The sequence below is a fragment of the Rhizobium sp. CG4 genome (assembly GCF_023701965.1).
Lineage (GTDB): Bacteria > Pseudomonadota > Alphaproteobacteria > Rhizobiales > Rhizobiaceae > Agrobacterium.
On sequence record NZ_JABAEG010000001.1, the window covers coordinates 515710 to 536505 of the forward strand.

The 20796-nt window shown below is 55.0% G+C and carries 19 protein-coding genes; 9 read left to right on the top strand and 10 right to left on the bottom strand.

Features of this window, described 5'->3' with window-relative positions; translation table 11 throughout:
- Positions 1 to 3: 3 nt before the first annotated feature.
- The 4 genes from HGO37_RS02500 to HGO37_RS02515 all read right to left on the bottom strand — a co-directional run bounded on the left by HGO37_RS02500 (position 4) and on the right by HGO37_RS02515 (position 3525).
- Positions 4 to 1107 carry a hypothetical protein gene (locus tag HGO37_RS02500; protein WP_250982396.1) on the bottom strand — a complete coding sequence of 368 codons (1104 nt, stop codon included), beginning with the start codon at positions 1105 to 1107 and terminating at the stop codon, positions 4 to 6.
- Positions 1108 to 1174: 67 nt separating this feature from the next.
- Positions 1175 to 2263 (bottom strand): coiled-coil domain-containing protein, encoded by a 1089-nt coding sequence (locus HGO37_RS02505; protein WP_250981985.1) that lies wholly within the window; start codon positions 2261 to 2263, stop codon positions 1175 to 1177.
- Between the two features lie 121 nt (positions 2264 to 2384).
- Positions 2385 to 2834, bottom strand: a complete 450-nt coding sequence (locus tag HGO37_RS02510; RefSeq protein ID WP_250981986.1) for a pseudoazurin — start codon at positions 2832 to 2834, stop codon at positions 2385 to 2387.
- 109 nt (positions 2835 to 2943) lie between these two features.
- A complete protein-coding gene (locus HGO37_RS02515; protein WP_250981987.1) occupies positions 2944 to 3525 on the bottom strand; it encodes a thymidine kinase in 582 nt (193 codons plus the stop codon).
- Between the two features lie 256 nt (positions 3526 to 3781).
- Between HGO37_RS02515 and HGO37_RS02520 the strand changes: the two genes are divergently transcribed.
- The 4 genes from HGO37_RS02520 (at position 3782) to HGO37_RS02535 (ending at position 7458) form a co-directional block, all read left to right on the top strand.
- Complete coding sequence (locus HGO37_RS02520) at positions 3782 to 4738, top strand: choline ABC transporter substrate-binding protein (RefSeq protein ID WP_250981988.1); 957 nt, start codon at positions 3782 to 3784, stop codon at positions 4736 to 4738.
- 62 nt (positions 4739 to 4800) lie between these two features.
- The gene (gene choW, locus HGO37_RS02525; RefSeq protein ID WP_250982397.1) at positions 4801 to 5685 is read left to right on the top strand and encodes a choline ABC transporter permease subunit; all 885 of its coding nucleotides are present in this window, start codon (positions 4801 to 4803) and stop codon (positions 5683 to 5685) included.
- Complete coding sequence (gene choV / locus HGO37_RS02530) at positions 5682 to 6728, top strand: choline ABC transporter ATP-binding protein (RefSeq protein WP_192488370.1); 1047 nt, start codon at positions 5682 to 5684, stop codon at positions 6726 to 6728. The genes choW and choV overlap by 4 nt, the downstream gene beginning before the upstream one ends.
- Positions 6729 to 7140: 412 nt before the next feature.
- Positions 7141 to 7458: an ArsR/SmtB family transcription factor gene (locus HGO37_RS02535; protein ID WP_192488369.1), complete on the top strand. Its 318-nt coding sequence runs from the start codon at positions 7141 to 7143 to the stop codon at positions 7456 to 7458.
- Between the two features lie 226 nt (positions 7459 to 7684).
- Here the strand turns inward: HGO37_RS02535 and HGO37_RS02540 are convergent, their stop codons facing one another.
- Entirely contained in the window at positions 7685 to 8845 is a 1161-nt protein-coding gene (locus tag HGO37_RS02540; protein WP_502941380.1) for a DUF3095 domain-containing protein, read from the bottom strand.
- 264 nt (positions 8846 to 9109) lie between these two features.
- On the opposite strand from HGO37_RS02540, the gene HGO37_RS02545 reads away from it, so the two are divergent.
- Entirely contained in the window at positions 9110 to 10216 is a 1107-nt protein-coding gene (locus tag HGO37_RS02545) for a branched-chain amino acid ABC transporter substrate-binding protein (RefSeq protein ID WP_192488368.1), read from the top strand.
- A 118-nt stretch (positions 10217 to 10334) separates the two neighbouring features.
- Positions 10335 to 12029, top strand: a complete 1695-nt coding sequence (gene ade / locus HGO37_RS02550) for an adenine deaminase (protein ID WP_250981990.1) — start codon at positions 10335 to 10337, stop codon at positions 12027 to 12029.
- Between the two features lie 46 nt (positions 12030 to 12075).
- Here the strand turns inward: ade and bglA are convergent, their stop codons facing one another.
- Complete coding sequence (gene bglA, locus HGO37_RS02555; protein WP_250981991.1) at positions 12076 to 13740, bottom strand: beta-galactosidase BglA; 1665 nt, start codon at positions 13738 to 13740, stop codon at positions 12076 to 12078.
- A gap of 169 nt (positions 13741 to 13909) precedes the next feature.
- On the opposite strand from bglA, the gene HGO37_RS02560 reads away from it, so the two are divergent.
- The 3 genes from HGO37_RS02560 (at position 13910) to HGO37_RS02570 (ending at position 17024) form a co-directional block, all read left to right on the top strand.
- On the top strand, positions 13910 to 14830 hold the full coding sequence (locus tag HGO37_RS02560; RefSeq protein WP_250981992.1) for a sugar kinase: 921 nt from the start codon (positions 13910 to 13912) through the stop codon (positions 14828 to 14830).
- 108 nt (positions 14831 to 14938) lie between these two features.
- The gene (locus tag HGO37_RS02565) at positions 14939 to 15991 is read left to right on the top strand and encodes a bifunctional monoglucosyl/glucuronosyl diacylglycerol synthase (RefSeq protein ID WP_250981993.1); all 1053 of its coding nucleotides are present in this window, start codon (positions 14939 to 14941) and stop codon (positions 15989 to 15991) included.
- Positions 15992 to 16274: 283 nt separating this feature from the next.
- Positions 16275 to 17024 (top strand): SDR family oxidoreductase, encoded by a 750-nt coding sequence (locus HGO37_RS02570; protein ID WP_250981994.1) that lies wholly within the window; start codon positions 16275 to 16277, stop codon positions 17022 to 17024.
- 61 nt (positions 17025 to 17085) lie between these two features.
- On the opposite strand, the gene HGO37_RS02575 is transcribed toward HGO37_RS02570, so the two are convergent.
- From HGO37_RS02575 to HGO37_RS02590, 4 genes are all read right to left on the bottom strand, one after another.
- Positions 17086 to 17694, bottom strand: coding sequence for a DUF2026 family protein (locus HGO37_RS02575; RefSeq protein WP_250982398.1), 609 nt, complete (start codon positions 17692 to 17694; stop codon positions 17086 to 17088).
- A gap of 167 nt (positions 17695 to 17861) precedes the next feature.
- Positions 17862 to 19295, bottom strand: a complete 1434-nt coding sequence (gene der / locus HGO37_RS02580; protein WP_250981995.1) for a ribosome biogenesis GTPase Der — start codon at positions 19293 to 19295, stop codon at positions 17862 to 17864.
- Positions 19296 to 19324: 29 nt separating this feature from the next.
- The gene (locus tag HGO37_RS02585; RefSeq protein WP_192488360.1) at positions 19325 to 19996 is read right to left on the bottom strand and encodes a tetratricopeptide repeat protein; all 672 of its coding nucleotides are present in this window, start codon (positions 19994 to 19996) and stop codon (positions 19325 to 19327) included.
- Positions 19997 to 20186: 190 nt separating this feature from the next.
- A complete protein-coding gene (locus HGO37_RS02590; RefSeq protein WP_250981996.1) occupies positions 20187 to 20771 on the bottom strand; it encodes an NnrU family protein in 585 nt (194 codons plus the stop codon).
- Between the last annotated feature and the right edge of the window lie 25 nt (positions 20772 to 20796).

Consider the following 20796-nt stretch of genomic DNA (forward strand, 5'->3'; position numbering starts at 1 on the left):
GGATCAAACCTCGCTTACCACCTGACGACCGGAAATTACGTGAACCTTGTAATTGCCGAAGATTGCGGTTGCCTCACCTGCGGCATAAAGCGCCTGATAGGCTTCATGCGGCACCAGCGCGTGTTTTTCGTAAGCGCTCACACCCATGCGCGCCGCTTCCAGATCATTTGTTTCGATATGGAATTCCTGAACGGCCGGCGTGGAAGAGAAAAAGCCACGCGATGCCGGACGTTCGTTTTTCGAGAATATCTCCTGCATCGTCCAGCTCATCAGCCAAGCATTTTCATCCCTGCGAACCTTGGAGAGAATGTCGTTGATCTTGGCATTATTTTCGGTAATGCCGGACGAGTAGAACGGGCCAAGCACGATACGGCGCAACAGCTTGGGATGCAGCGTCTCGAAATCCTTGTCGAGATTGGACGCAATGGTTGCGGGCGTTAAGCCATAGGCTCCGTTGCGGACAATAAAATCATCAAACCGCGTCGCCAGTTCCGGGTTCAGCAAACCACCGATTGGCAAAGGAATATCGACATCATTTCGCAACTTGCCATCCGGTCCCACCAGCAACCGGTCAACATTTTCAGACGAATCCTCAATGGTGGCGATATAGATCATCGGCAGTGTCTGCGGTCCGTCGAACACGCCCCACGTCACCACATAAACCGGACGAGAATTTTGAGGATTGACTGACACGTGAATGGTTTCGGGCAACACGAAGGGTGAGAAGATCTCACCTTTACGGATTTGCTGCAGGTAAAGCCGTTCAGCCATCTGCGTTTGCAGCGTTGCCGGGAATTCCCTGTGGCGCAAAATGAAATCGGCCATTTCGCTGCGCAGAACGTCGGGTTCCGGAATGGAAGCCAGCCGCTTTTCGGCACCATTGCGATCGTTTTCCAGTTCCAGAACGCTTTGGAAAACCGGGAAGCCGCTTTCAGCTCGCGAAATACGAAACTGCTCCATGAACCCGACCCGGTTCTGCCAGCAGGTGAAGGAGTTTCGCAGCCGTTCGATGTAAGGCAGCAACAAACGCCCCGCCAACCCGCTGCCCGGAAGCATCAGGTTGGGTTGCGAAAAATAAACATCCATGCCGTTCAGCGCCGCGGCCATGGTATTGAAATACTGCGTCACTGCGGCATTGTTGGCGGAAGGTAGCAACGGAAAACCCCAGTTTATCTTACTGCTTCACGTAGTTAGCCGAATTGTGCTTGTCGAGTACCGCCTGGAAACGGCGCGAGAACGCCTCGTCTGCCAGCTTCTTGCGGCGCTGGATATCCTGGGTCGAAAGCATGTTCTTCTCATGCATTTCCAAGAGATCGCCAATATGACGCTGCGCGGCAGAGCCGATACCCGCCATTGTTTCCGCAGCGGCGGCATCCACCTGCGTCCCGAGTGTGTTGATCTTGTGCGCAACGTCCTGCTGGGCGGCGGTCTTCAAGCTGTCCTCAAGCGCCTTGTAGAGAACGATACGCTGCTCGGTATCGATGGTCAGCTTGTTGATCAGCGTATTCTGCGCGGCAATCTGGTTGTTGAGCGAATCCACGAAGGTCTGGAACATCGAGGTGTAACGCTCCAGCGTCTGGCTTTCGGCCAGAAGTTCCTGCTCTTTTGCCTGCGCAAGATTATATTCCGTGGCAAGCTTGGAGCGCTGACCCTCAAGTTCTGTGCGCTGCGACTGCTCGGTGGAGGCTGCAATCTTGTTTTCAATATCAAGCAGCGCCGGATTCAACTGTTCAATTTGCTTCTGGGTCGCTTCCAGCAATGCGATCGTGCCCTTGCGACGCTCGATCACCTGCACAAGGCTTGCCTCAGACGAAGAATAACGCTGGTCGAGAACGCTCTTTTGCTCTTTCAAAATGCCGACAATGCTGTCGGACTTGGACAAGAGTTCCTGAAGATTACCGGCCAGCGACATGTTGCGAACACGCTCGGTGCGCATGCGCTGGGCCTTCTGCTTTGAGAAAACGCCGATAAATTTTTCATAACCGGTGTAGTTCTTCATGCTTTCGAATTCGCTGCCAAACACGTTGGTCGCATCCTCAAGCCCGATGATGAGGTCGGCAATGTTTGCTTCCATCACCTTCTGCTGGGTCAGAACGTCCTGAATACGCGCATTTTCAATATCGAAATTCACATCGCCAAGCTTGGTGTCTGCCTTGGAGAACTGATCGAGCACCACGCCCGACTGCTCAAGTTTCGCACGCATGTCGTTGACCGCAACTTTGGTCTTTTCGATTTCGGTATCGAAGGATTGCAACGTAGCCATATGAGTTTCTCTCCCCAAACGATGAACAGCAAAAAGGCCGCCTTTCAGATTGAAGGCGACCTTATAGAAAATATCAGCTTTGGAAACTGCAAATTCAAGAGATTGCAGTTAAATCACAAACTTAGAGGCCGAGATTGGCAATCTCTGCATCAAGACGTTCCCGTGCCTTCTTTGGCAGTTTGCCAGTCTTGATGGCGTCGAGGTTTGACGGCGCATCACCGGCAACGATGAGTGCAACCATGCCCATGCCAAGGTGCGGGGTGCATTTCACGACGAAAGCGCCTTCCTTGTCGATGGTCACTTTCAGCGTTTCGTTCATCTTGCCTTTGAACTCGGTTACACCTTCAGGGATCATACCTTTAACGGCTGCTGCGTCATGTCCTTTGTCGACCGGCACGAACACGATGACGTCGCCGACATTGGCCTTAACGGCCTGCGGCTCGAACACCATGGCGTCGCCATTAGCGCCCTTGTTCAGCATCTTGACTTCAATTTCGGCGGCGAGAGCCGGAAAGGCGAACAAGCCGGCAACGGCAACGGCGCTGACAAGACGAAGGAATTTATTTTGCATCTTTTGCACTCCTGAGCGAAGCCGCACCCTGCGGCGTTGAGTGCGTGATACCGCGAAGATGCTGTGCACTCTTTGACCAAAATCAAACACAGAAAACTATATGCGGCGCTCAGCTTTCCTTGACAGCTTCCACCCAGTGGCGACGGCAGAAGGAAACATATTTCTCATTGCCACCGACATCGATCTGCGCACCTTCCTTGATGACCTGGCCGGATGCATCATAACGGGCAACCATTGTCGCCTTGCGGCCGCAGTGGCAGATGGTGCGGATTTCACGCAACTCATCGGCAATGGCCAGCAATTCCTTCGAAGATGGAAAGAGCTTGCCCTGAAAATCGGTGCGCAGGCCGTAGGCCATCACAGGGATATTCAGCTTGTCGGCAATATCGGCCAACTGCCAGACGTGATGTTCGGACAGAAAGTTGGCTTCATCGACAAAGACACATGCCACAGCCTCTTCAGCATGGAGTGTCTTCACTTCTTCGAAAATGTTGGTTTCAGGATAAAACAGCAGCGCATCAGAGCAAAGTCCGATTCGCGATGCGACCCGGCCGACGCCTGCGCGGTCATCGAAAGAGGCGGTAAAAATCAATGTGCGCATGCCGCGCTCATGATAATTGTATGAGGCCTGTAGCAGCATGGTCGATTTGCCGGCATTCATCGCGGCATAATTGAAATAAAGCTTGGCCATGTCGTCTCCGGCTGAAATGTAACAAGGCGCCAACACGCCAGATATTCGTCTGCGTAAGGCTTTTGGCGTCCCACAACCGGAATGGGAAGCGCAAAGCATCAAAAACCACAGGATTTATAGGCCAGTTTTGCCAGCAAAATGTTATGCACGGCAAATCATGTCGCAAATAAAGTGAGCCCGCACGCAAATGCGCATGAGTTGATTGTGTCGGGCATATATTGATAATGGCACGGGAACAAAAAACAGGGAGTACACAATGCTTGTCAACAAAAGGCGCTGTCTTGCCCTCGCCGCGGCAGTTTCAATCTTGGCTTTTGGCGGTGCAGGAGCCCAGGCGGCAGAGCCTGAAAGCTGTGCAACAGTTCGCTTCTCCGATGTCGGCTGGACTGACATCACCGCAACAACCGCAACAGCTTCCGTTCTTCTGAAAGGCCTTGGCTACCAGACCGACGTGAAGATCCTCTCTGTTCCAGTCACCTATACCTCATTGAAAAACAAGGATATCGACGTTTTCCTCGGCAACTGGATGCCGACAATGGAAGCCGATATAGCGCCTTTCCGTGACGACAAGTCCGTGGAAACAGTGCGCGAAAACCTGGCAGGCGCGAAATACACGCTCGCCACCAATGCCAAGGGCGCCGAACTCGGCATCAAGGACTTCAAAGACATCGTCACCCACAAGGACGCGCTTGAAGGCAAGATTTACGGCATCGAGCCAGGCAATGACGGCAACCGCCTGATCCTCGGCATGGTCGAGAAGGACACATTCGGCCTGAAAAGCTTCGAAGTGGTGGAATCTTCCGAGCAGGGCATGCTGTCCCAGGTGGCACGCGCCGACAAATCCGGCCAGCCCATCGTCTTCCTCGGCTGGGAACCGCACCCCATGAATGCCAACTTCAAGCTGACCTATCTCTCGGGCGGCGATGATGTATTTGGCCCGAACTTCGGTGGCGCTACGGTGCACACCAATGTTCGCGCCGGTTACACGCAAGAATGCGCCAATGTCGGCACGTTCCTGAAGAACCTGCAGTTCTCTTTGCCGATGGAAAACGAGATCATGGGCAAGATCCTGAACGACGGACAGGACCCGGAAGCTGCCGCAACAGCATGGATGAAAGCCAATCCGACAGCAATCGAACCATGGCTTGCCGGCGTCACCACCTTCAAGGGTGAAGAAGGCCTGCCTGCTGTAAAAACTGCTCTCGGCCTCTAAAAAACGCTGGATGGAAATCCTGTTGAAACTATAACCGGCCATCGCGGTATGGCCGGGTTTTTATAAGATATTTTATCACGAAAGGCTGTCTTTCTGTGGAATGGATCAGCGCATCTGAAAACCGTCTTCCTGTCGGACGTTATGCAAAAGACGCGATCGACTGGCTGACGACAAATCTGGCTTTCTTTTTTGACTGGCTGTCCTTCATCCTGAAGAGCGTCGTTGATGCGTTGCTGTTTGTTTTACAGGCGCCGCATCCGTTGCTGATCATTGCCATCATCACCGCGCTGTCCTGTTGGGTGCGCCGTTCGATTGGCGTACCGCTGTTTACGGCGCTCGGACTGCTGCTAATCGTCAATCTCGGCTACTGGAAAGCCACCACAGAGACGCTTGCACTGGTTCTGGCCGCAAGCGTTGTCTGCATGAGCATCGGTGTGCCGCTCGGTATTCTCGCCGCCCGTCGCAAATGGTTCTACGTCATTCTGCGTCCGGCATTGGACCTCATGCAGACCATCCCGACCTTCGTCTATCTTATTCCGGCGCTGATCCTGTTCGGGCTTGGCATGGTGCCCGGCTTGATCGCTACGGTCATTTTTGCCATTCCGGCCCCCATTCGTCTGACCCGGCTCGGCATTATCTCCACGCCGCCTGCCCTGGTTGAAGCGGCCGTCGCCTTCGGCGCGACACCGGCGCAGGTGCTGCGCAAGGTCGAACTGCCTTTTGCCATGCCGCAGATCATGGCCGGCCTGACGCAAACCATCATGCTGTCATTGTCCATGGTGGTCATATCAGCACTGGTGGGCGCCAACGGCCTTGGCGTTCCCGTCGTCCGCGCATTGAACACCGTTAATATTGCCATGGGCTTTGAGGCCGGTCTCTGTATCGTGATCCTTGCGATCATTCTCGACCGTCTGTTTCGCCTTCCAGGCTCGGAGGACGAGGCATGAGTGACGCAATCATCTTCGGCAATGTCGATATCATATTTGGTGACAAACCAGAAAAAGCCCTTCCCCTGATCGACCGCGGCAAAAGTCGTGACCAGATCAACCGCGAAACAGGTCTTGTGCTGGGCGTCGCCAATGCCTCGCTGAGCGTCAAGGAAGGTGAAATTCTCGTCCTGATGGGTTTGTCTGGTTCGGGGAAATCCACCTTGGTGCGCGCCGTAAACGGTCTGGCACCGGTCGTGCGCGGCAATGTCAGCGTTCGCACCGACGATGGTTATGTCGATCCTTACAAGGCATCGCCTCGCGTACTGCGCGCGTTACGCACGCACACGGTGTCGATGGTGTTCCAGCAGTTCAGCCTGCTGCCCTGGCGCAATGTTGCAGATAATATCGGCTTTGGTCTGGAACTGGCCAATGTGCCGGAAGCAGAACGCAAACAGCGCGTCGCCGAGCAACTTGAGTTGGTCAAGCTTGAACAATGGGCAAACCGCAAGGTTGGCGAGCTTTCCGGTGGAATGCAGCAGCGTGTTGGCCTTGCCCGCGCCTTTGCAACAGGCGCACCAATTCTGTTGATGGACGAACCGTTTTCCGCTCTCGATCCACTGATCCGCAGCCGCCTGCAAGATGAACTGCTCGAATTTCAGAGCCGCTTGAAAAAGACCATCCTGTTTGTCAGTCACGATCTCGACGAAGCATTTCGTATCGGCAACCGTATTGCCATGATGGAAGGTGGCCACATCATCCAGTGCGGCACACCGCAGGAAATCGTCAAAAATCCGGCTACCTCCTATGTCGCCGACTTCGTGCAGAACATGAACCCGATCTCGATGCTCACCGCAGGTGACATCATGAAGCCGGGCATATCGGAGCAGACAGGCAAACGTTCGATTTCCGGCACGGCGCGCGCCTCCGTTCCGCTCATCGACATTCTCGACGCTTTGAGCAAACATCCGGGCATGATTGGCGTGGTTGAAAACGGCGCCATCATTGGCACGATATCAGCAGATGATGTGGTGAGCGGACTGACACGGCACCGTAATCGCTAACGGCGTAACACTGATTCGCAGGTGATTCCACATCAGGACGCGACGCTCTCTGGAACATGTGACATGTCTTTTTTATCATCAATAAAAAGAATATACGCAAAAATTAGCAGTTGTAACGTTTCAGTAGATGAAATGACCTAACTCGAAAAAATCACACAATTTGTACACCGCAGCGGATGAAACCGGCAAACCCAGCAAAAAATGGCATTTTCAAGCCCGAAACCGGCAAATAGAGTACGTTTTCGTAACAAAATTTGCTGATAAACTATTTTTACATGATAATATAAAACGAAACTAATAAAGTGGTCCTATACCTTAGATTTAGGTATATACAACATTGTGTCCATCTTGCTAAATTGGGCACATCAAATTTAATAAGCCAACGTGACGCGTTCGCAGGAGAGCCTCGCATATGAATACCCAATCTCTTTCAGAGCAATCCAACGCGGCTGCGGGGCTTTTGTCGGCAATGGCAAACCCAAAGCGGCTGATGATCCTTTGCAGCCTTGTAGAAGGTGAAGTCCCCGTTGGTGTTTTGGCAACACAGGTTGGCCTCAGCCAGTCCGCTCTGTCCCAGCACCTTTCCAAGCTGCGTGCACAGAGGCTGGTTAAAACCCGTCGCGACGCACAGACGATCTACTATTCCAGCTCATCTGAAGCTGTGAAGAAAATCCTGGCTTCGCTTGAAGAGATTTATTGTCAGCCGCAGAGCAGCAAGTCTGCCGCCTGAATGATAGCGCGAACATTGCAGCTTTCTTGTGAAAGAAGTCTGCAAAATAATTGCGCCAAATAAGTGTATTTCGATGAAAGCGGTCATTTTTAATGGCCGCTTTTGTCATTTATGGCCTAACGCAGAATAAATATTCATTTCAATCGATATAAATCACATTTTCTACTTCACGTTACGTGAGGTCATAGTCACGGTTGACGGCTACTTTGCCTCAACGCCAGTGGATTTACGCCATTTGCGCCTTGAGGCGGCTTGCCGCCGTGGCGTAACCGCCTGAAGCACCATCGACAAAATGCATGTGATCGTGACTAAGCGCAGTTGGCACGATACAAGTCATCAACGCTGCGTCCTGTTCGTGCATGCCATAATAACAAACGCCGTCGTCCGCCGCCTGCTTTAGCGTATCCTTTATACGAGCGAGACTGGATACCGAGACATCCACAGTCATTTTCAACCCGTCATCGAACTTACGGAAATCGGTATTGCTGGCCACTTCTTGCTTATAGTTTGCCGCATTAAAGCGTCCCAGCGATGCCCCGAAGGCATAAAGCACACGCACCAGAAAAACTTGGCCCAGAATAGACAGGGAGTGCCGCAGCCGCGCGGTCAGATCGCCTTGAGCGGATTGCGCCCGCGCCTCCATGCCGAGCCCCTCGCGCACAAAACCGAGCTCCGGCCCATCCACGGGCACAGGATGCCCTCCCCGGCCATCTTCATTGGCAAGCATCACCACCCGCGCCACCAGCTTGCGAAAGGCGGTTGGGTCAGCTTTGGGGTGTGGAATGGCAATGATGGAAACAATCTGACCGTGGTTGGATTTGATCGGGTTCCAGCGACAGGAAAGCCCGGTCAAATCCGGCCGCGAACCAGAGGCGGCAGCTTCAATCGTATAAAGCCCTTCCTTCATGCGGGCTTCTGCCCAGCTATTACCGCCGCCCGAAAACATAGCATAGGTCGCATGTTCGCTGGCACGGTAACGGGCGACCCGTACGTCCAGACCATTCGCCCTGATTTCTGACACCGGCACCAGTGCTGCACGTAATACCAGATCCATATCGTCACGCACCCAGCTTTGGGCACGAGATAGCGCGTCTCGCGCTTGATCAAGACCGTCGGGCGGGATTGCAACCACGGCGCCATCGCCACCAAACACGAATGGAAGGTCGGCCTTGCCAAGCACGTTGGCGATGGCCGAGATGACGCCTGCACCCGCCATGTTGACGGCCTTGTAGCGCCCGCTTTCAATTGCCCCGGTAGAGTCGATAATATCAGCAACCGCAAGCGCCCAGCCATCTGGCAATGGCAAGTAGAGGGACGCGTCTGCCACATCCTCAAAATCGAGAATAACAGGCAGCTTTTCAAGGAAATCGTCTGTGGTTTGGCTCATCACTGAAATATCGGTCCATTTCAGTTCAAACACCAGAGGCTGCATGGGAATATTTATCGTGTCTAGCCGACGAAAGAAGCTGTCCAAGATACCACAAACAAAACAATAATCGGCACGAAACACCTTGTGGAATCGTGGTCTAATTTCCTAGACTGCGAACAGGATGCTGCCGAACGCAAAAATGAACGGAGCGACCAACGTCTGGTGGTGTGAAAACCGTCCAGACCACAAACGGGCGAAAAGCCCACCCCAAGGAGACAGCACATGAAAACTAAGCTACTGGCAAGCGTCGCTTTCGCCGCCTCGTTCGCCTTCGCGCCTCTGGCGCACGCAGAAATCGTGATCGGCCTTATCGCCCCATTGACCGGCCCGGTTGCCGCTTATGGCGAGCAGGTCAAGAACGGCGCACAGGTTGCCGTGAACGAGATCAACAAGAAGGGCGGCATTCTCGGTGAGCAAGTCGTGCTCAAGCTGGCGGACGATGCTGGCGAACCAAAGCAGGGCGTTTCTGCCGCCAACCAGCTGGTTGCTGAAGGCATTCGTTTTGTCGTTGGTCCTGTAACGTCGGGCGTTGCCATTCCAGCATCTGACGTCTTTGCTGAAAACGGCATCCTGATGGTGACGCCGACTGCAACGGCTCCAGACCTGACCAATCGTGGTCTCACCAACATTTTGCGCACCTGCGGTCGCGACGATCAGCAGGCTGAAGTTGCAGCTGCTTATGTCATCAAGAACCTCAAGGACAAGCGCGTTGCCGTGCTGAACGACAAGGGCGCTTACGGCAAGGGCCTGGCAGACTCCTTCAAGAAGACCCTGAACGCCGGTGGCGTAACGGAAGTGTTCGATGACGCCCTGACACCAGGCGAAAAGGATTTGAGCGCGCTCGTTTCCCGTCTGAAGTCTGAAAAGGTTGATGTGGTTTACTTCGGTGGTTATCACCCTGAAGCTGGCCTGCTGGTTCGTCAGATCAACGACGCTGGCGCCAAGATCACCGTAATTGGTGGTGACGGCCTCTCCAACTCCGAGTTCTGGAACATCGGTTCTGAAGCAGCGGCCGGCACTGTTTTCACCAACGCTGCTGACGCCCTGAAAAATGCAGACTCCAAGACCGCTGCTGATGCGCTTGCTGCTGCAAACATTCCTGCAGAAGCATTCACCCTGAATGCGTATGCTGCAGTTGAAGTTCTGAAAGCTGGCATTGAAAAGGCTGGCAGCGCGGAAGATTCGGAAGCAGTTACCACAGCCCTGAAGTCCGGTGAGCCTGTTGCAACAGCTATCGGCGCCGTGACCTACGGTGAAGCTGGTGACCTGACCTCGCAGGCATTCTCGCTCTACAAGTGGGAAGGCGGCAAGATCGTTCCAGCCGAATAAGCTGCAACTTTCGTCACTTACGACACAGAAAAGCCGGGCGTTGCAAAGCGCCCGGTTTTGTTTTTTCCGGAATTGTTCTAGGTTGAGAATCCATATTTTTTGAACAGATGAGGCTGCCGTGACCGCTACTCTTGAAAACAGGATCGATCAGGGCACAGGCCGCCAACCGGCAGATATCGTTCTGAAAGGCGGTCGTTTTTTCGATCTGGTCACCGGTGAACTCGTCGCCTCCGACATCGCGATCTGTGGCGATACCATCGTCGGCACCTGCGAAAACTATGTCGGAAAACAGGAAATCGACATCACCGGCAAGATTGTCGCCCCAGGCTTCATCGATACACATCTGCATATCGAATCCTCACTGGTCACACCGCATGAATTTGACCGCTGTGTGCTGCCCTATGGCGTGACAACAGCGATCTGTGATCCGCATGAAATCGCCAATGTGCTGGGCACGGAAGGCATTCAGTTCTTTCTGGATTCAGCGCTGCAGACAGTCATGGATATCCGCGTGCAGTTGTCATCCTGCGTGCCGGCAACCCATTTGGAAACCGCAGGTGCGGACTTGCCGATCGAACGGCTTTTGCCGTTCCGCAGCCATCCCAAGGTCATCGGCCTTGCCGAATTCATGAATTTCCCCGGCGTCATCCACAAAGACCCGGTTTGCATGGCAAAGCTCGAAGCCTTTCAAGGCCAGCACATTGATGGCCATGCCCCGCTTCTGTCTGGCACCGCGCTCAATGGTTACCTGTCGGCTGGCATTCGCACAGAACATGAATGCACCAATGCACCTGAGGCTTTGGAAAAGATCCGCAAAGGCATGCATATTCTGGTACGCGAAGGGTCTGTCTCCAAGGATCTGCACGCGCTGATGCCCATCATCACCGAACGCCTGTCGCCCTATCTGGCGCTCTGCACCGACGACCGAAATCCGCTAGACATCGCCGAGCAGGGCCATCTGGACTATATGATCCGCACGGCAATTGCCCATGGCGTTGAACCTCTGGCCATCTATCGCGCCGCCTCGATTTCCGCCGCCCGTGCTTTCGGCTTACGTGACCGCGGCCTCGTCGCACCCGGGTGGCGCGCCGATCTGGTGGTGCTGGACAGCCTTGAAAACTGCAAGGCGGAAATGGTCTTTGCTGCCGGCAGGCGGGTATCCGACGCGTTGTTTGATGCCCGTAAACCAATCGAACCCGTCGGTCTGGATAGCGTGAAGGCAAGGCATGTTCTGGCTTCACATTTTGGCGTGCCGGTCAGCGAAGGTGAAACACCCGTCATCGGGGTTATGCCGGGCAAGATCATCACCGAACATCGCCGTTTCCGCCTGCCCACCAGCGGCAATCAGACGGCCGTTGATCTTGACCGGGATATTATCAAGGTCGCTGTTATCGAGCGCCACGGCAAGAACGGTAACCATGCCAATGGTTTCGTGCAGGGATTTGGCCTGAAAAAGGGTGCGATCGCTTCTACGGTCGGTCATGACAGCCACAATATCTGCGTGGTTGGCGTCAATGAAGACGACATGGCGCTTGCCGCCAACCGACTGGGTGAAATCAAGGGCGGTTTTGTTGTGGTCGCGGACGGCAAGGTCACCGGCGAAATTGCCTTGCCTATCGCTGGTCTGATGAGTCTCGAACCGTATGAAAGCGTGCGCGACACGTTGCACACATTGCGCCAGGCGGCTTACGCACTTGGCACCACGCTCGAAGAGCCGTTCTTGCAGGTGGCATTCCTACCTCTGCCGGTCATCCCTCACCTGAAGATTTCAGACAAGGGCATGGTCGACGTGGATAAATTCGCCCTCATCTAAACGGAGCTGCTTAAATGGGGGTGAGCGAAGTTGCCTTCGCTCATCGTCAAGCGATCAGCGCAGAAAAACCGTCCAGCCCATCCAGCTTTACCACCTGCTGGTTCATCGTTGCGGAGAAACCGGGCATTGGCAGGATATCTTTCACCACGACGCCTTTCGGCAGCAGGAAATCCACTGGCTCCCTCGTCAGGTTGAACACGAAAAGCAGGCTTTCGCCCGCCTTGCTGCGGGTGAATGCCAGAACATCCTGATTGCTATCAAGGAATGTCATGTCACCATCAATCAGCGGACCATGGCTTTTGCGGAACGCCAGCGTTTCCCGGTAATGATGCAGCACCGTGTCCGGCTTGCGCTCCTGCCCGTCCACCGCCAGCAGACCATGATCATAGGGCACCGGCAACCACGGCTTTTCCGCCGTGGAGAACCCGGCATTGGGGCTGCCTGTTTCCCAGACCATTGGTGTGCGGCATCCATCCCGGCCCTTAAATGCCGGCCAGAAGCGAATGCCATAGGGGTCACGCAAATCCTCAAAGGCAAGTTCGGCTTCCGTCAAACCGAGTTCCTCGCCCTGATAAAGGCAGATAGAACCGCGAAGGCTGGCCAGCACCGAAAATGCCAGTTTGGCAATATGCTCGCGCTCCGCACCGCTTTCGGTGAAACGGCTGACATGCCTGACGACATCATGATTGGAAAAGGCCCAGCACACCCAACCATCCGTTACAGCCTTGTGGAAACCATCGACCGAGTTGCGAATGTGCTCAGCGGTAAAATCCGGGCCTAGAAGGTCGAAGGTGTAACACATGTTCAGCTTGTCATTGCCGGATGTATAGGCCGCCACAGTTTTGAGTGAGCGCGCACCGTCGCCAACTTCACCCACCGTCATGCGGCCGTCATAGCAGTCCAGCAGCGTGCGGAACCGCTTGAGAAACTCGATATTCTCGCTCTGAGTCTTGTCGTAGAGATGGTTCTGCATGCCGTATGGATTGACATCAGGCGCATCCAGACCAAAAGCGCCTTCTTCATCCAGCGGCGGGTTGTTGCGCAGCGCCTTGTCGTGAAAATAATAATTCACCGTGTCCAGACGGAAGCCATCAACGCCGCGATCCAGCCAAAACCGGACGGTGTCCAGCAAGGCATCCTGCACTTCCGTGTTATGGAAATTCAGGTCAGGTTGCGAGGTGAGGAAGTTGTGCATGTAATATTGCTTGCGAACGCCGTCCCACTCCCATGCTGGTCCGCCAAACACTGACAGCCAGTTGTTGGGTGCCGTGCCATCCGGCTTTGGATTGGCCCATACGTACCAGTCCGCCTTGGAGTTCGTCCGGCTGGCTCTGCTGTCCACAAACCACGGATGCTGGTCGGACGTGTGGGATATCACCTGATCGATGATCACTTTCAGTCCAAGACGGTGTGCCTCGGCCACCAAAATATCAAAGTCATCCAGCGTGCCGAAAAGCTTGTCGACGTTGCGGTAATCGGAAACGTCATATCCCATGTCCGCCATGGGCGAGGTAAAGAATGGCGATAGCCAGATACCGTCGACACCAAGAGATGCAATATAGGGCAACCGCTTCGTCACGCCGGGAAGATCACCGTAACCGTCGCCGGTCGTGTCCTGAAAAGACCGTGGATAGACCTGGTAGATAACCGCTCCCCTCCACCAGTCTGCATTGATAACGGGCTTGATAGCGGAGGTATTCGGTTGCGTCATGAAAAGGCTCCCTGAAATAGTGAGGGTAAAGATATAGGCGCGCCTCCCATCCGTAAACCACACTTAAGATTGAACAACGCAGAGGCCGCAAGAAAATGCCTTTGCCCTTGTCAGTTGGGCCAAGGCATCGTAATGGCCACACGTTCAACATATGCGGGAGGACATGGTTTTGGGCGGACGTTTTGTTTCAATAGGCGAATGCATGGTGGAACTCTCGCAAGCTGGCGACAATCTGCTGCGCAAAGGTTTTGCCGGAGATACGTTCAACACCGCATGGTATGCCCGCGCCTGTCTGTCCCGTGATTGGTCGGTCGATTATTTCACAGCACTGGGTGACGACCCGCTCTCCGAAGAGATGCTGACCTTCATCAAGCAGGCCGATATCGGCACTGACGCGGTAACCCGCATTCCCGGCGGCACACCCGGCCTTTACCTGATCAACCTCAAGAATGGCGAGCGCACCTTCAGTTACTGGCGCGGCATGTCCGCAGCCCGGCAACTTGCCGCGGATGCAGACCATCTGCGCCGCACGATGGACACCGCCGACCTCATATATTTCTCAGGCATTACGCTGGCAGTTCTGGCAACCCCTGCTCATGTCGAAACATTCCTGTCCGAACTGCGCCGCGCCCGTGCGGCCGGCAAGATCGTCGCCTTCGATCCCAACATCCGTCAGCGCCTTTGGGCCAACAAGGATGTGATGTTGCAGACAATCACCGATGGCGCACGCGCCGCCTCCATGGTCATGCCAAGCTTTGACGACGAAGCTACCAATTTTGGTGATGCATCGGTTGAAGCAACGATTGAGCGCTACCGCAGCCTCGGCGTTGCAAACATCGTGGTCAAGGATGGTGCAGCAGGTGCAACGCTGGACTTCGAGGGCGTTCGAAGCTTCGCGCCCGCCCATGAGGTCAGCGATGTCGTTGACACGACCAGCGCTGGCGACAGCTTCAACGGCGCCTTCCTGGCACGTCTCCTGTCCGGCGCGACACCCCAGGATGCAGCGGCATTTGCCGCCAAGGCCGCAGCAACCGTTATCGGCCATCACGGCGCCCTCATAAGCCCTGACCTGCTGCCTCTCATGGGCTAACAAGCCTACCGTTGCCCTGACATGATCCTGTAACACGCGCACGCCATAGAGGGATTAAATCCCGCAGGCGGATTCGCAAGCGCGGGTAAAAACAGGATCGGCGCAGCAATGACGAGAATTACCATTGTCACGGATGCCTGGCACCCGCAGGTCAACGGCGTGGTCCGCTCGATTGAAAACACCAATGCGGAACTACAGCGCATGGGTGTTGAGGTGTGCATGGTCACACCGCAGAGCTTTCACAACGTGCCCTGCCCGACCTATCCGGAAATTCGCCTCTCGGTCACAAGCTACCGCCACGTTGCGCAGGAAATTGAAAAAAGCCAGCCATCCTACGTGCATATCGCAACAGAAGGCCCGCTTGGTTTTCTGGCACGCCGCTGGTGCATCAAGAACCATATGCGCTTCTCCACCAGCTACCACACCCGTTTTCCGGAATATGTGGCTGCCCGTTTCCCCGTGCCGGAAAGCTGGCTTTATGCCTTCGTGCGCTGGTTCCACAATGGAGGCAATGCCTGCATGGTGGCCACACAAAGCCTTGAAAACGAATTGGAAGATCGCGGTGTTCGCAATCTCAAGCGCTGGAGCCGCGGCATCGATCTGGCGCAATTTCACCCACGCCAGCGACGCGAAGCGCCGTTTGATCTGCCGCGCCCGATCTTCATGACCGTTGGTCGCGTCGCCGTTGAAAAAAACCTGCCTGACTTTTTGAAGCTCGACCTGCCCGGCTCCAAGGTGGTGGTAGGTGATGGCCCTGCCCGCGCTGATCTTCAGGCACAATTCCCCAACGTTCACTTCACCGGCACCAAGACGGGTGAAGACCTGGCCGACGCCTATGCGCAGGCTGATGTGTTCGTGTTCCCATCCAGAACAGATACCTTTGGCAATACTATTCTGGAAGCACTGGCCAGCGGCGTGCCGGTTGCCGCCTATCCTGTCACCGGCCCAATCGATATTATCGGGCCCAATTCCAAGGCTGGTGCCCTGAACCGCGATCTGCGGCAAGCCTGCTTGGATGCGCTGGAATGCTCGTCAAAGGACGCCATAGCTCTTGCCAGAACCTATTCCTGGGAAAAGGCATCCAAGCAGTTTCTGGACAACGTCACGGCTGCCGCCAACAATTGCCTTCCGGATTCTTTTCGAGCAACGCCGGCGATCTAGGATCACCTGTCAGCAGATTGCGAAATGAAGTGCTGGACGAAACGCTTGCGGGCTGTCACAAGACGGGCTGGACGCGACTGCCGTTATTGAGAACGGGGTCGGGCTGCTGATTGACGTCAGGCGGCTGCCACGAGATCACGATGGCCGTCCAACTTAACTCCCCTTTCCCTGAAAGCTCCGTCTTCTAAATCCCCTTGTTATGTGTGCAGCATGTAGCAATTCATGTGCTCGGCCCTATATAGAGAACCGTAGCTGATTACGTAATAAAAACAGGGCCATGCATATGAAAGACCTTCAAGGGAAAACCGTTGTTGTCACCGGCGCAGCACGAGGATTGGGGGCGGCCTTTGCAATTGCGTTTGCTGATGCCGGATGTGATCTGGTGCTATGTGGCCGGCGTCTTACCGACCTTGAAGACATGGCCGACATCATCACAAAGCGTGGCGGCACCCGGCCTCTACAGGTCGTGCTTGATCTTGCCAATTCTGACAGCGTCAACCGCGCGGCCACCGAGATCAGTGAACGCACATACAAGGTCGATATTCTGATCAACAACGGTGCCATGTGGCTCGAAAGCAGCGATACACCTTACGCCGCAGATGCTGTGCTGACCACGATCAACGCGGCAATATCAGGCACATTTCTATTCACTCAAGGCTTGCTACCGCGACTGCAAAGCTCAGACAGACCAGATGTCGTCACGATCGGGTCAATTAGCGGCCTGCCTAATGCCGCACTGCAGAGTGTTTCGGTACCGTTTTATGCAGCCAAGCGCGGACAGACAGCGCTGGCCGACGGTTTCCGGCAGAGTTTTGCAGGCACGAAAATTCGCTCGATCGCCGTTCACCCGCCGTACCTCGATGATGCCCGCCCTGATCAGGACGATTGGCAGCAAGCGGCAGAGCGCCAAAAGGGCGAGCGCGGAACCAGCCGTGATGTGGTGGAAGCAGTGCTCTTTGCCGTGACCAGACCGCGCCATGTGACGCTGAACATCACCATTGATACGGATGATGGCGGCCTGTTTCCCGCATAAGCCAGAGATCGAGACGATCGCGCGCCGTGTGAACAAATCCACGGCGCTCCACTTGCAGACATCACCAGGCCCCGGTCAGCGCATTCCCAGACAGCGGAATGGTGTTTGTTTCACCATTATGATTTTTGGTGGAAATTGACGTCTGCATCTGCTTGGGCGATTTTCTGAACCATGTCGCGGCGATGCTGGCGAGATCACCGATCATCGCATGTTTATGCCAGTCGGCGAAGCGCTTGGCCGTTGCATCTGGTTCCGACTGAAAGAAGAAGTCACCGGATTGGCCAAGATCGTTGATCGACTGCGCCATCGCGGACAGCGGCCGCTGAAACATCTTGGAAGGCAAAGACAATTCTGGCGCAGCCTGGCTAAATGCCGGAGCCATGAAGTCGATCGCCCAGCCATCGGCCTCAACCCAGCAGTGAAAGGTTTCGCCAGCGCCAGTCACGTAACCATCTTCACGATGGTCGGCAAACAACAGCATCGTCCCACCAAGATTAAAGGCTGCAAGGCCGCCCTTGGGTTTGGCCTTGATCTTGAATTGCTGTTCGAGAATGAACGCACCAAAGGTGCTGAAATACATCGATGCGGATGCCGGATTGGCATTTTCGTTGATCAGCAGGCTGTTGATGACACGGTAAATCCGGTGATAGTCGCTCTGCTTGATCAGCATTGTCTTGTCTTCCGTTAGAATGGGATGGTCAGCCTGAACCACCATCATCCCCGGCCCTTTGCCGGGGTTTCGTCATTGCCATGAATCAAACCACCACTGATCTGCGGGTCGAACCCGCAGATGGCACTAAGTGTCTGGCATGCCTGAAGCTTAAATGAAGCGGCAGATTACCGCTTCTTTTTGGCCTTGTTCTCGAACGGGTTGTCCGAACCACGGTAATGCACACGGATCGGCACGCCCGGCATGTCGAAGTCATTGCGCAGGTTGTTGACCAGATAACGCGTGTAGGATTCCGGGATCGACTCTGGTCGTGTGCAGGAAATCATGAATGCAGGTGGACGAGCCTTTACCTGCGTCATGTATTTCAGCTTCAGACGGCGGCCGGAAACGGCTGGCGGTGGGTGATGCGTGGTCTGCGATTCCAGCCAACGGTTCAGCTTTGCTGTCGAGATACGGCGATTCCACACCTTATCCGTATCGACAATATTCTGCATCAACCGATCAAGTCCGTAGCCAGTCTGGCCCGACATTGGAACAGCGCGAATACCGCGTGCCTGTGGCAGCAACCGTTCGGTCTTTTCACGCAAGTCGGCAAGATAGGCCTGGGGGTCTTCAACCAGATCCCACTTGTTGAACGCCAGCACCGCTGCACGACCCTCGCGAATAACGAGGTCGACAAGCTGCAGATCCTGCTTTTCAAACGGGATGGTGGAATCGAATACGATCACCACAGTTTCGGCAAAACGGATGGAACGCAGGGAATCGGCAACCGAGAGCTTTTCCAGCTTTTCCGTAACCTTGGCCTTGCGGCGCATGCCAGCCGTATCAAACATCTTGATGCTGCGTCCGCGCCAGTCCCATTCAACAGAGATACTGTCGCGGGTAATGCCTGCTTCCGGACCAGTCAACAGGCGGTCTTCACCGAGGAAGCGGTTGATAAGTGTCGATTTACCGGCATTTGGGCGGCCGATGATAGCAACGCGAAGCGGCTTGGTTTCATCGTAAACCGGCTCTTCTTCGTCTTCGTCCTCGTCTTCGCCGCGTTCGGCGCGCGGAATGACAACGTCGGTTTCCGCCTCATCGTCTTCAGACGGAAAGGCCATGTCTTCGCCAATGGCTTCGATGATCGCGTCGCGCAAATCATGCATGCCTTGGCCGTGCTCAGCGGAAATAGGGGTCGGTTCGCCAAGGCCCAGAGTGAAGGCATCATAGTAGCCACCATCAGAACCGCGCGCTTCAGACTTGTTGGCCACCAGCACAACTGGTTTACCACGACGACGCAGCATGGTTGCCAGCGTTTCATCTGCCGGTGTCAAACCATACTTGGCATCGACCACGAACAGCGTCAGGTCCGCCTCTTCGATCGCAGCCTCGGTTTGTGCCCACATGCGACCCTGCAGTGTCTCGGGGCCGGACTGTTCAAGACCTGCGGTATCAATGATCGTGAAGCGCAGATCATCAAGCCGTGCTGCACCCGGCCTGCGGTCGCGGGTCACGCCGGGCGTGTCGTCCACAAGCGCCAGCTTCTTGCCAACCAGACGGTTGAAAAGCGTCGACTTTCCGACATTGGGGCGCCCTACGATGGCGACGGTGAAGCTCATGGTGCGTTCTTCCTTGGGGTATATGTTTCTTACGGCGCCTTGCCGGAAGCAGCAATGTTGTCGAGCATGATCTGGGCGCGGTTGGCAACATTCCGCGGTGCCTGTGCGTCGGTGGTGATCTGCTGGAACCAGTCTCTGGCCTTCACGAAATCACCCGCCTTATAGGCGGCAAGACCAAGAGCCTCGCGTGCCGAGCTGCGGAACGCCTGGCTTTCGCCAGAGAGAACCTCAACCTGGGCAGACACCTGATCATAGCTGCCATTGTCGACCAGCAGCCATGCCGCGCGGATCTTGGCAGCGTCACGGAACACTTGCGGAGCAGATGTGTCATTGCCGATAGCGGTGAACGCTTCGGTAGCAGCCGTTGCGTCACCCTTCTGGGCCTGTAGTGTTGCCGAGCGGAACTTGGCCAGAACCGGGTAGGATCCGTGGCCAGCCGTCTCAAGTGCAGCCAGTGCTGCCAGTGCATCATCAGGCTTGTTTTCAGAAGCCAGCTTCATAGCAGCGATAAATTGGTCACCGGAGTTGGAGGCACGGTTGCTGTTCCAGTATTCGTAAATACCAGCGCCCGCAGTTCCCAGCACAATCAATACCGCGCCGCCGATAACAACGATGCCGTATCTGCTCCAGAAATTCGTCATCTTCTCCGAACGAAGCTGCTCGTTCACTTCGCGGATGAAGGTGTCATTTTCATTTGCCATCGAATTCTCCGTAGCCGCATATCCGCATCGATATCCATCGAGAAGGATGAACGGTTATGACTTCACGCTGAAACTTGCCTGTCGGGCACTGAACCGCAGGCATTTGTTCGGCCTTCTAGCGCATTTTGCCTTTTATGTAAGGGGGAAAGCGTCACTTTCCTGTCAGTGACGCCCCATCAGTACATAGATTTTAAAGCGCAAGCGGCTGAACGCCAATCAGCCATTCGTGCAACTTGAATATAAACGCCGCCCAAAGTGCAACCCCTCCGACCACGGCAATCAGGTCATAGCGAGCAGAAACGAAGCCCGGGCGCACCAGCAGACCTGCCCGCTCCCGCCGTTTCAGCGCAATACGCATCACCACACCCCAGGCCAGAAACGCTGCAAACAGAATGACCGACGATGTTTCGCCATTGGCAAGCAGGTGCGACAGCGCCCAGATTTTAACCGAAAGAACCAGTGGGTGTTTGGTCTTGGTTGCAATGTGCCCCGGCGGAAGAAGGCTTGCCACAAGACAGATCATCGCGATCAACATCAGCGTCAGCGCAATGTGGCTCATCCAGACCGGTGGATAATACAGCATACCCGTGACCTGCCGGGCCTGACCGAAAGCATAGATCACCAGCACAAGCGTTATGACGCTGGCAACGGAATAAAGTCCCTTCCATGCACCAGCGCCCAATCTGGCAATTGCGGCATCCCGAAAGCCCGGTGCAACGATGCGCACCAGGTGGGTGGCGAAGAACAAGCAAAGACAGAGTACGAGCAGCAGCATGGGAAAATCCTCGAAAACAAGCGGC

Coding starts and splice junctions, on each gene's coding strand:
- HGO37_RS02500 (WP_250982396.1), bottom strand. CDS start 1,107: ATGGCCGCGGCGCTGAACGGCATGGATGTTTATTTTTCGCAACCCAAC.
- HGO37_RS02505 (WP_250981985.1), bottom strand. CDS start 2,263: ATGGCTACGTTGCAATCCTTCGATACCGAAATCGAAAAGACCAAAGTT.
- HGO37_RS02510 (WP_250981986.1), bottom strand. CDS start 2,834: ATGCAAAATAAATTCCTTCGTCTTGTCAGCGCCGTTGCCGTTGCCGGC.
- HGO37_RS02515 (WP_250981987.1), bottom strand. CDS start 3,525: ATGGCCAAGCTTTATTTCAATTATGCCGCGATGAATGCCGGCAAATCG.
- HGO37_RS02520 (WP_250981988.1), top strand. CDS start 3,782: ATGCTTGTCAACAAAAGGCGCTGTCTTGCCCTCGCCGCGGCAGTTTCA.
- choV (WP_192488370.1), top strand. CDS start 5,682: ATGAGTGACGCAATCATCTTCGGCAATGTCGATATCATATTTGGTGAC.
- HGO37_RS02535 (WP_192488369.1), top strand. CDS start 7,141: ATGAATACCCAATCTCTTTCAGAGCAATCCAACGCGGCTGCGGGGCTT.
- HGO37_RS02540 (WP_502941380.1), bottom strand. CDS start 8,845: ATGAGCCAAACCACAGACGATTTCCTTGAAAAGCTGCCTGTTATTCTC.
- HGO37_RS02545 (WP_192488368.1), top strand. CDS start 9,110: ATGAAAACTAAGCTACTGGCAAGCGTCGCTTTCGCCGCCTCGTTCGCC.
- bglA (WP_250981991.1), bottom strand. CDS start 13,740: ATGACGCAACCGAATACCTCCGCTATCAAGCCCGTTATCAATGCAGAC.
- HGO37_RS02565 (WP_250981993.1), top strand. CDS start 14,939: ATGACGAGAATTACCATTGTCACGGATGCCTGGCACCCGCAGGTCAAC.
- HGO37_RS02570 (WP_250981994.1), top strand. CDS start 16,275: ATGAAAGACCTTCAAGGGAAAACCGTTGTTGTCACCGGCGCAGCACGA.
- HGO37_RS02575 (WP_250982398.1), bottom strand. CDS start 17,694: ATGCTGATCAAGCAGAGCGACTATCACCGGATTTACCGTGTCATCAAC.
- der (WP_250981995.1), bottom strand. CDS start 19,295: ATGAGCTTCACCGTCGCCATCGTAGGGCGCCCCAATGTCGGAAAGTCG.
- HGO37_RS02585 (WP_192488360.1), bottom strand. CDS start 19,996: ATGGCAAATGAAAATGACACCTTCATCCGCGAAGTGAACGAGCAGCTT.
- HGO37_RS02590 (WP_250981996.1), bottom strand. CDS start 20,771: ATGCTGCTGCTCGTACTCTGTCTTTGCTTGTTCTTCGCCACCCACCTG.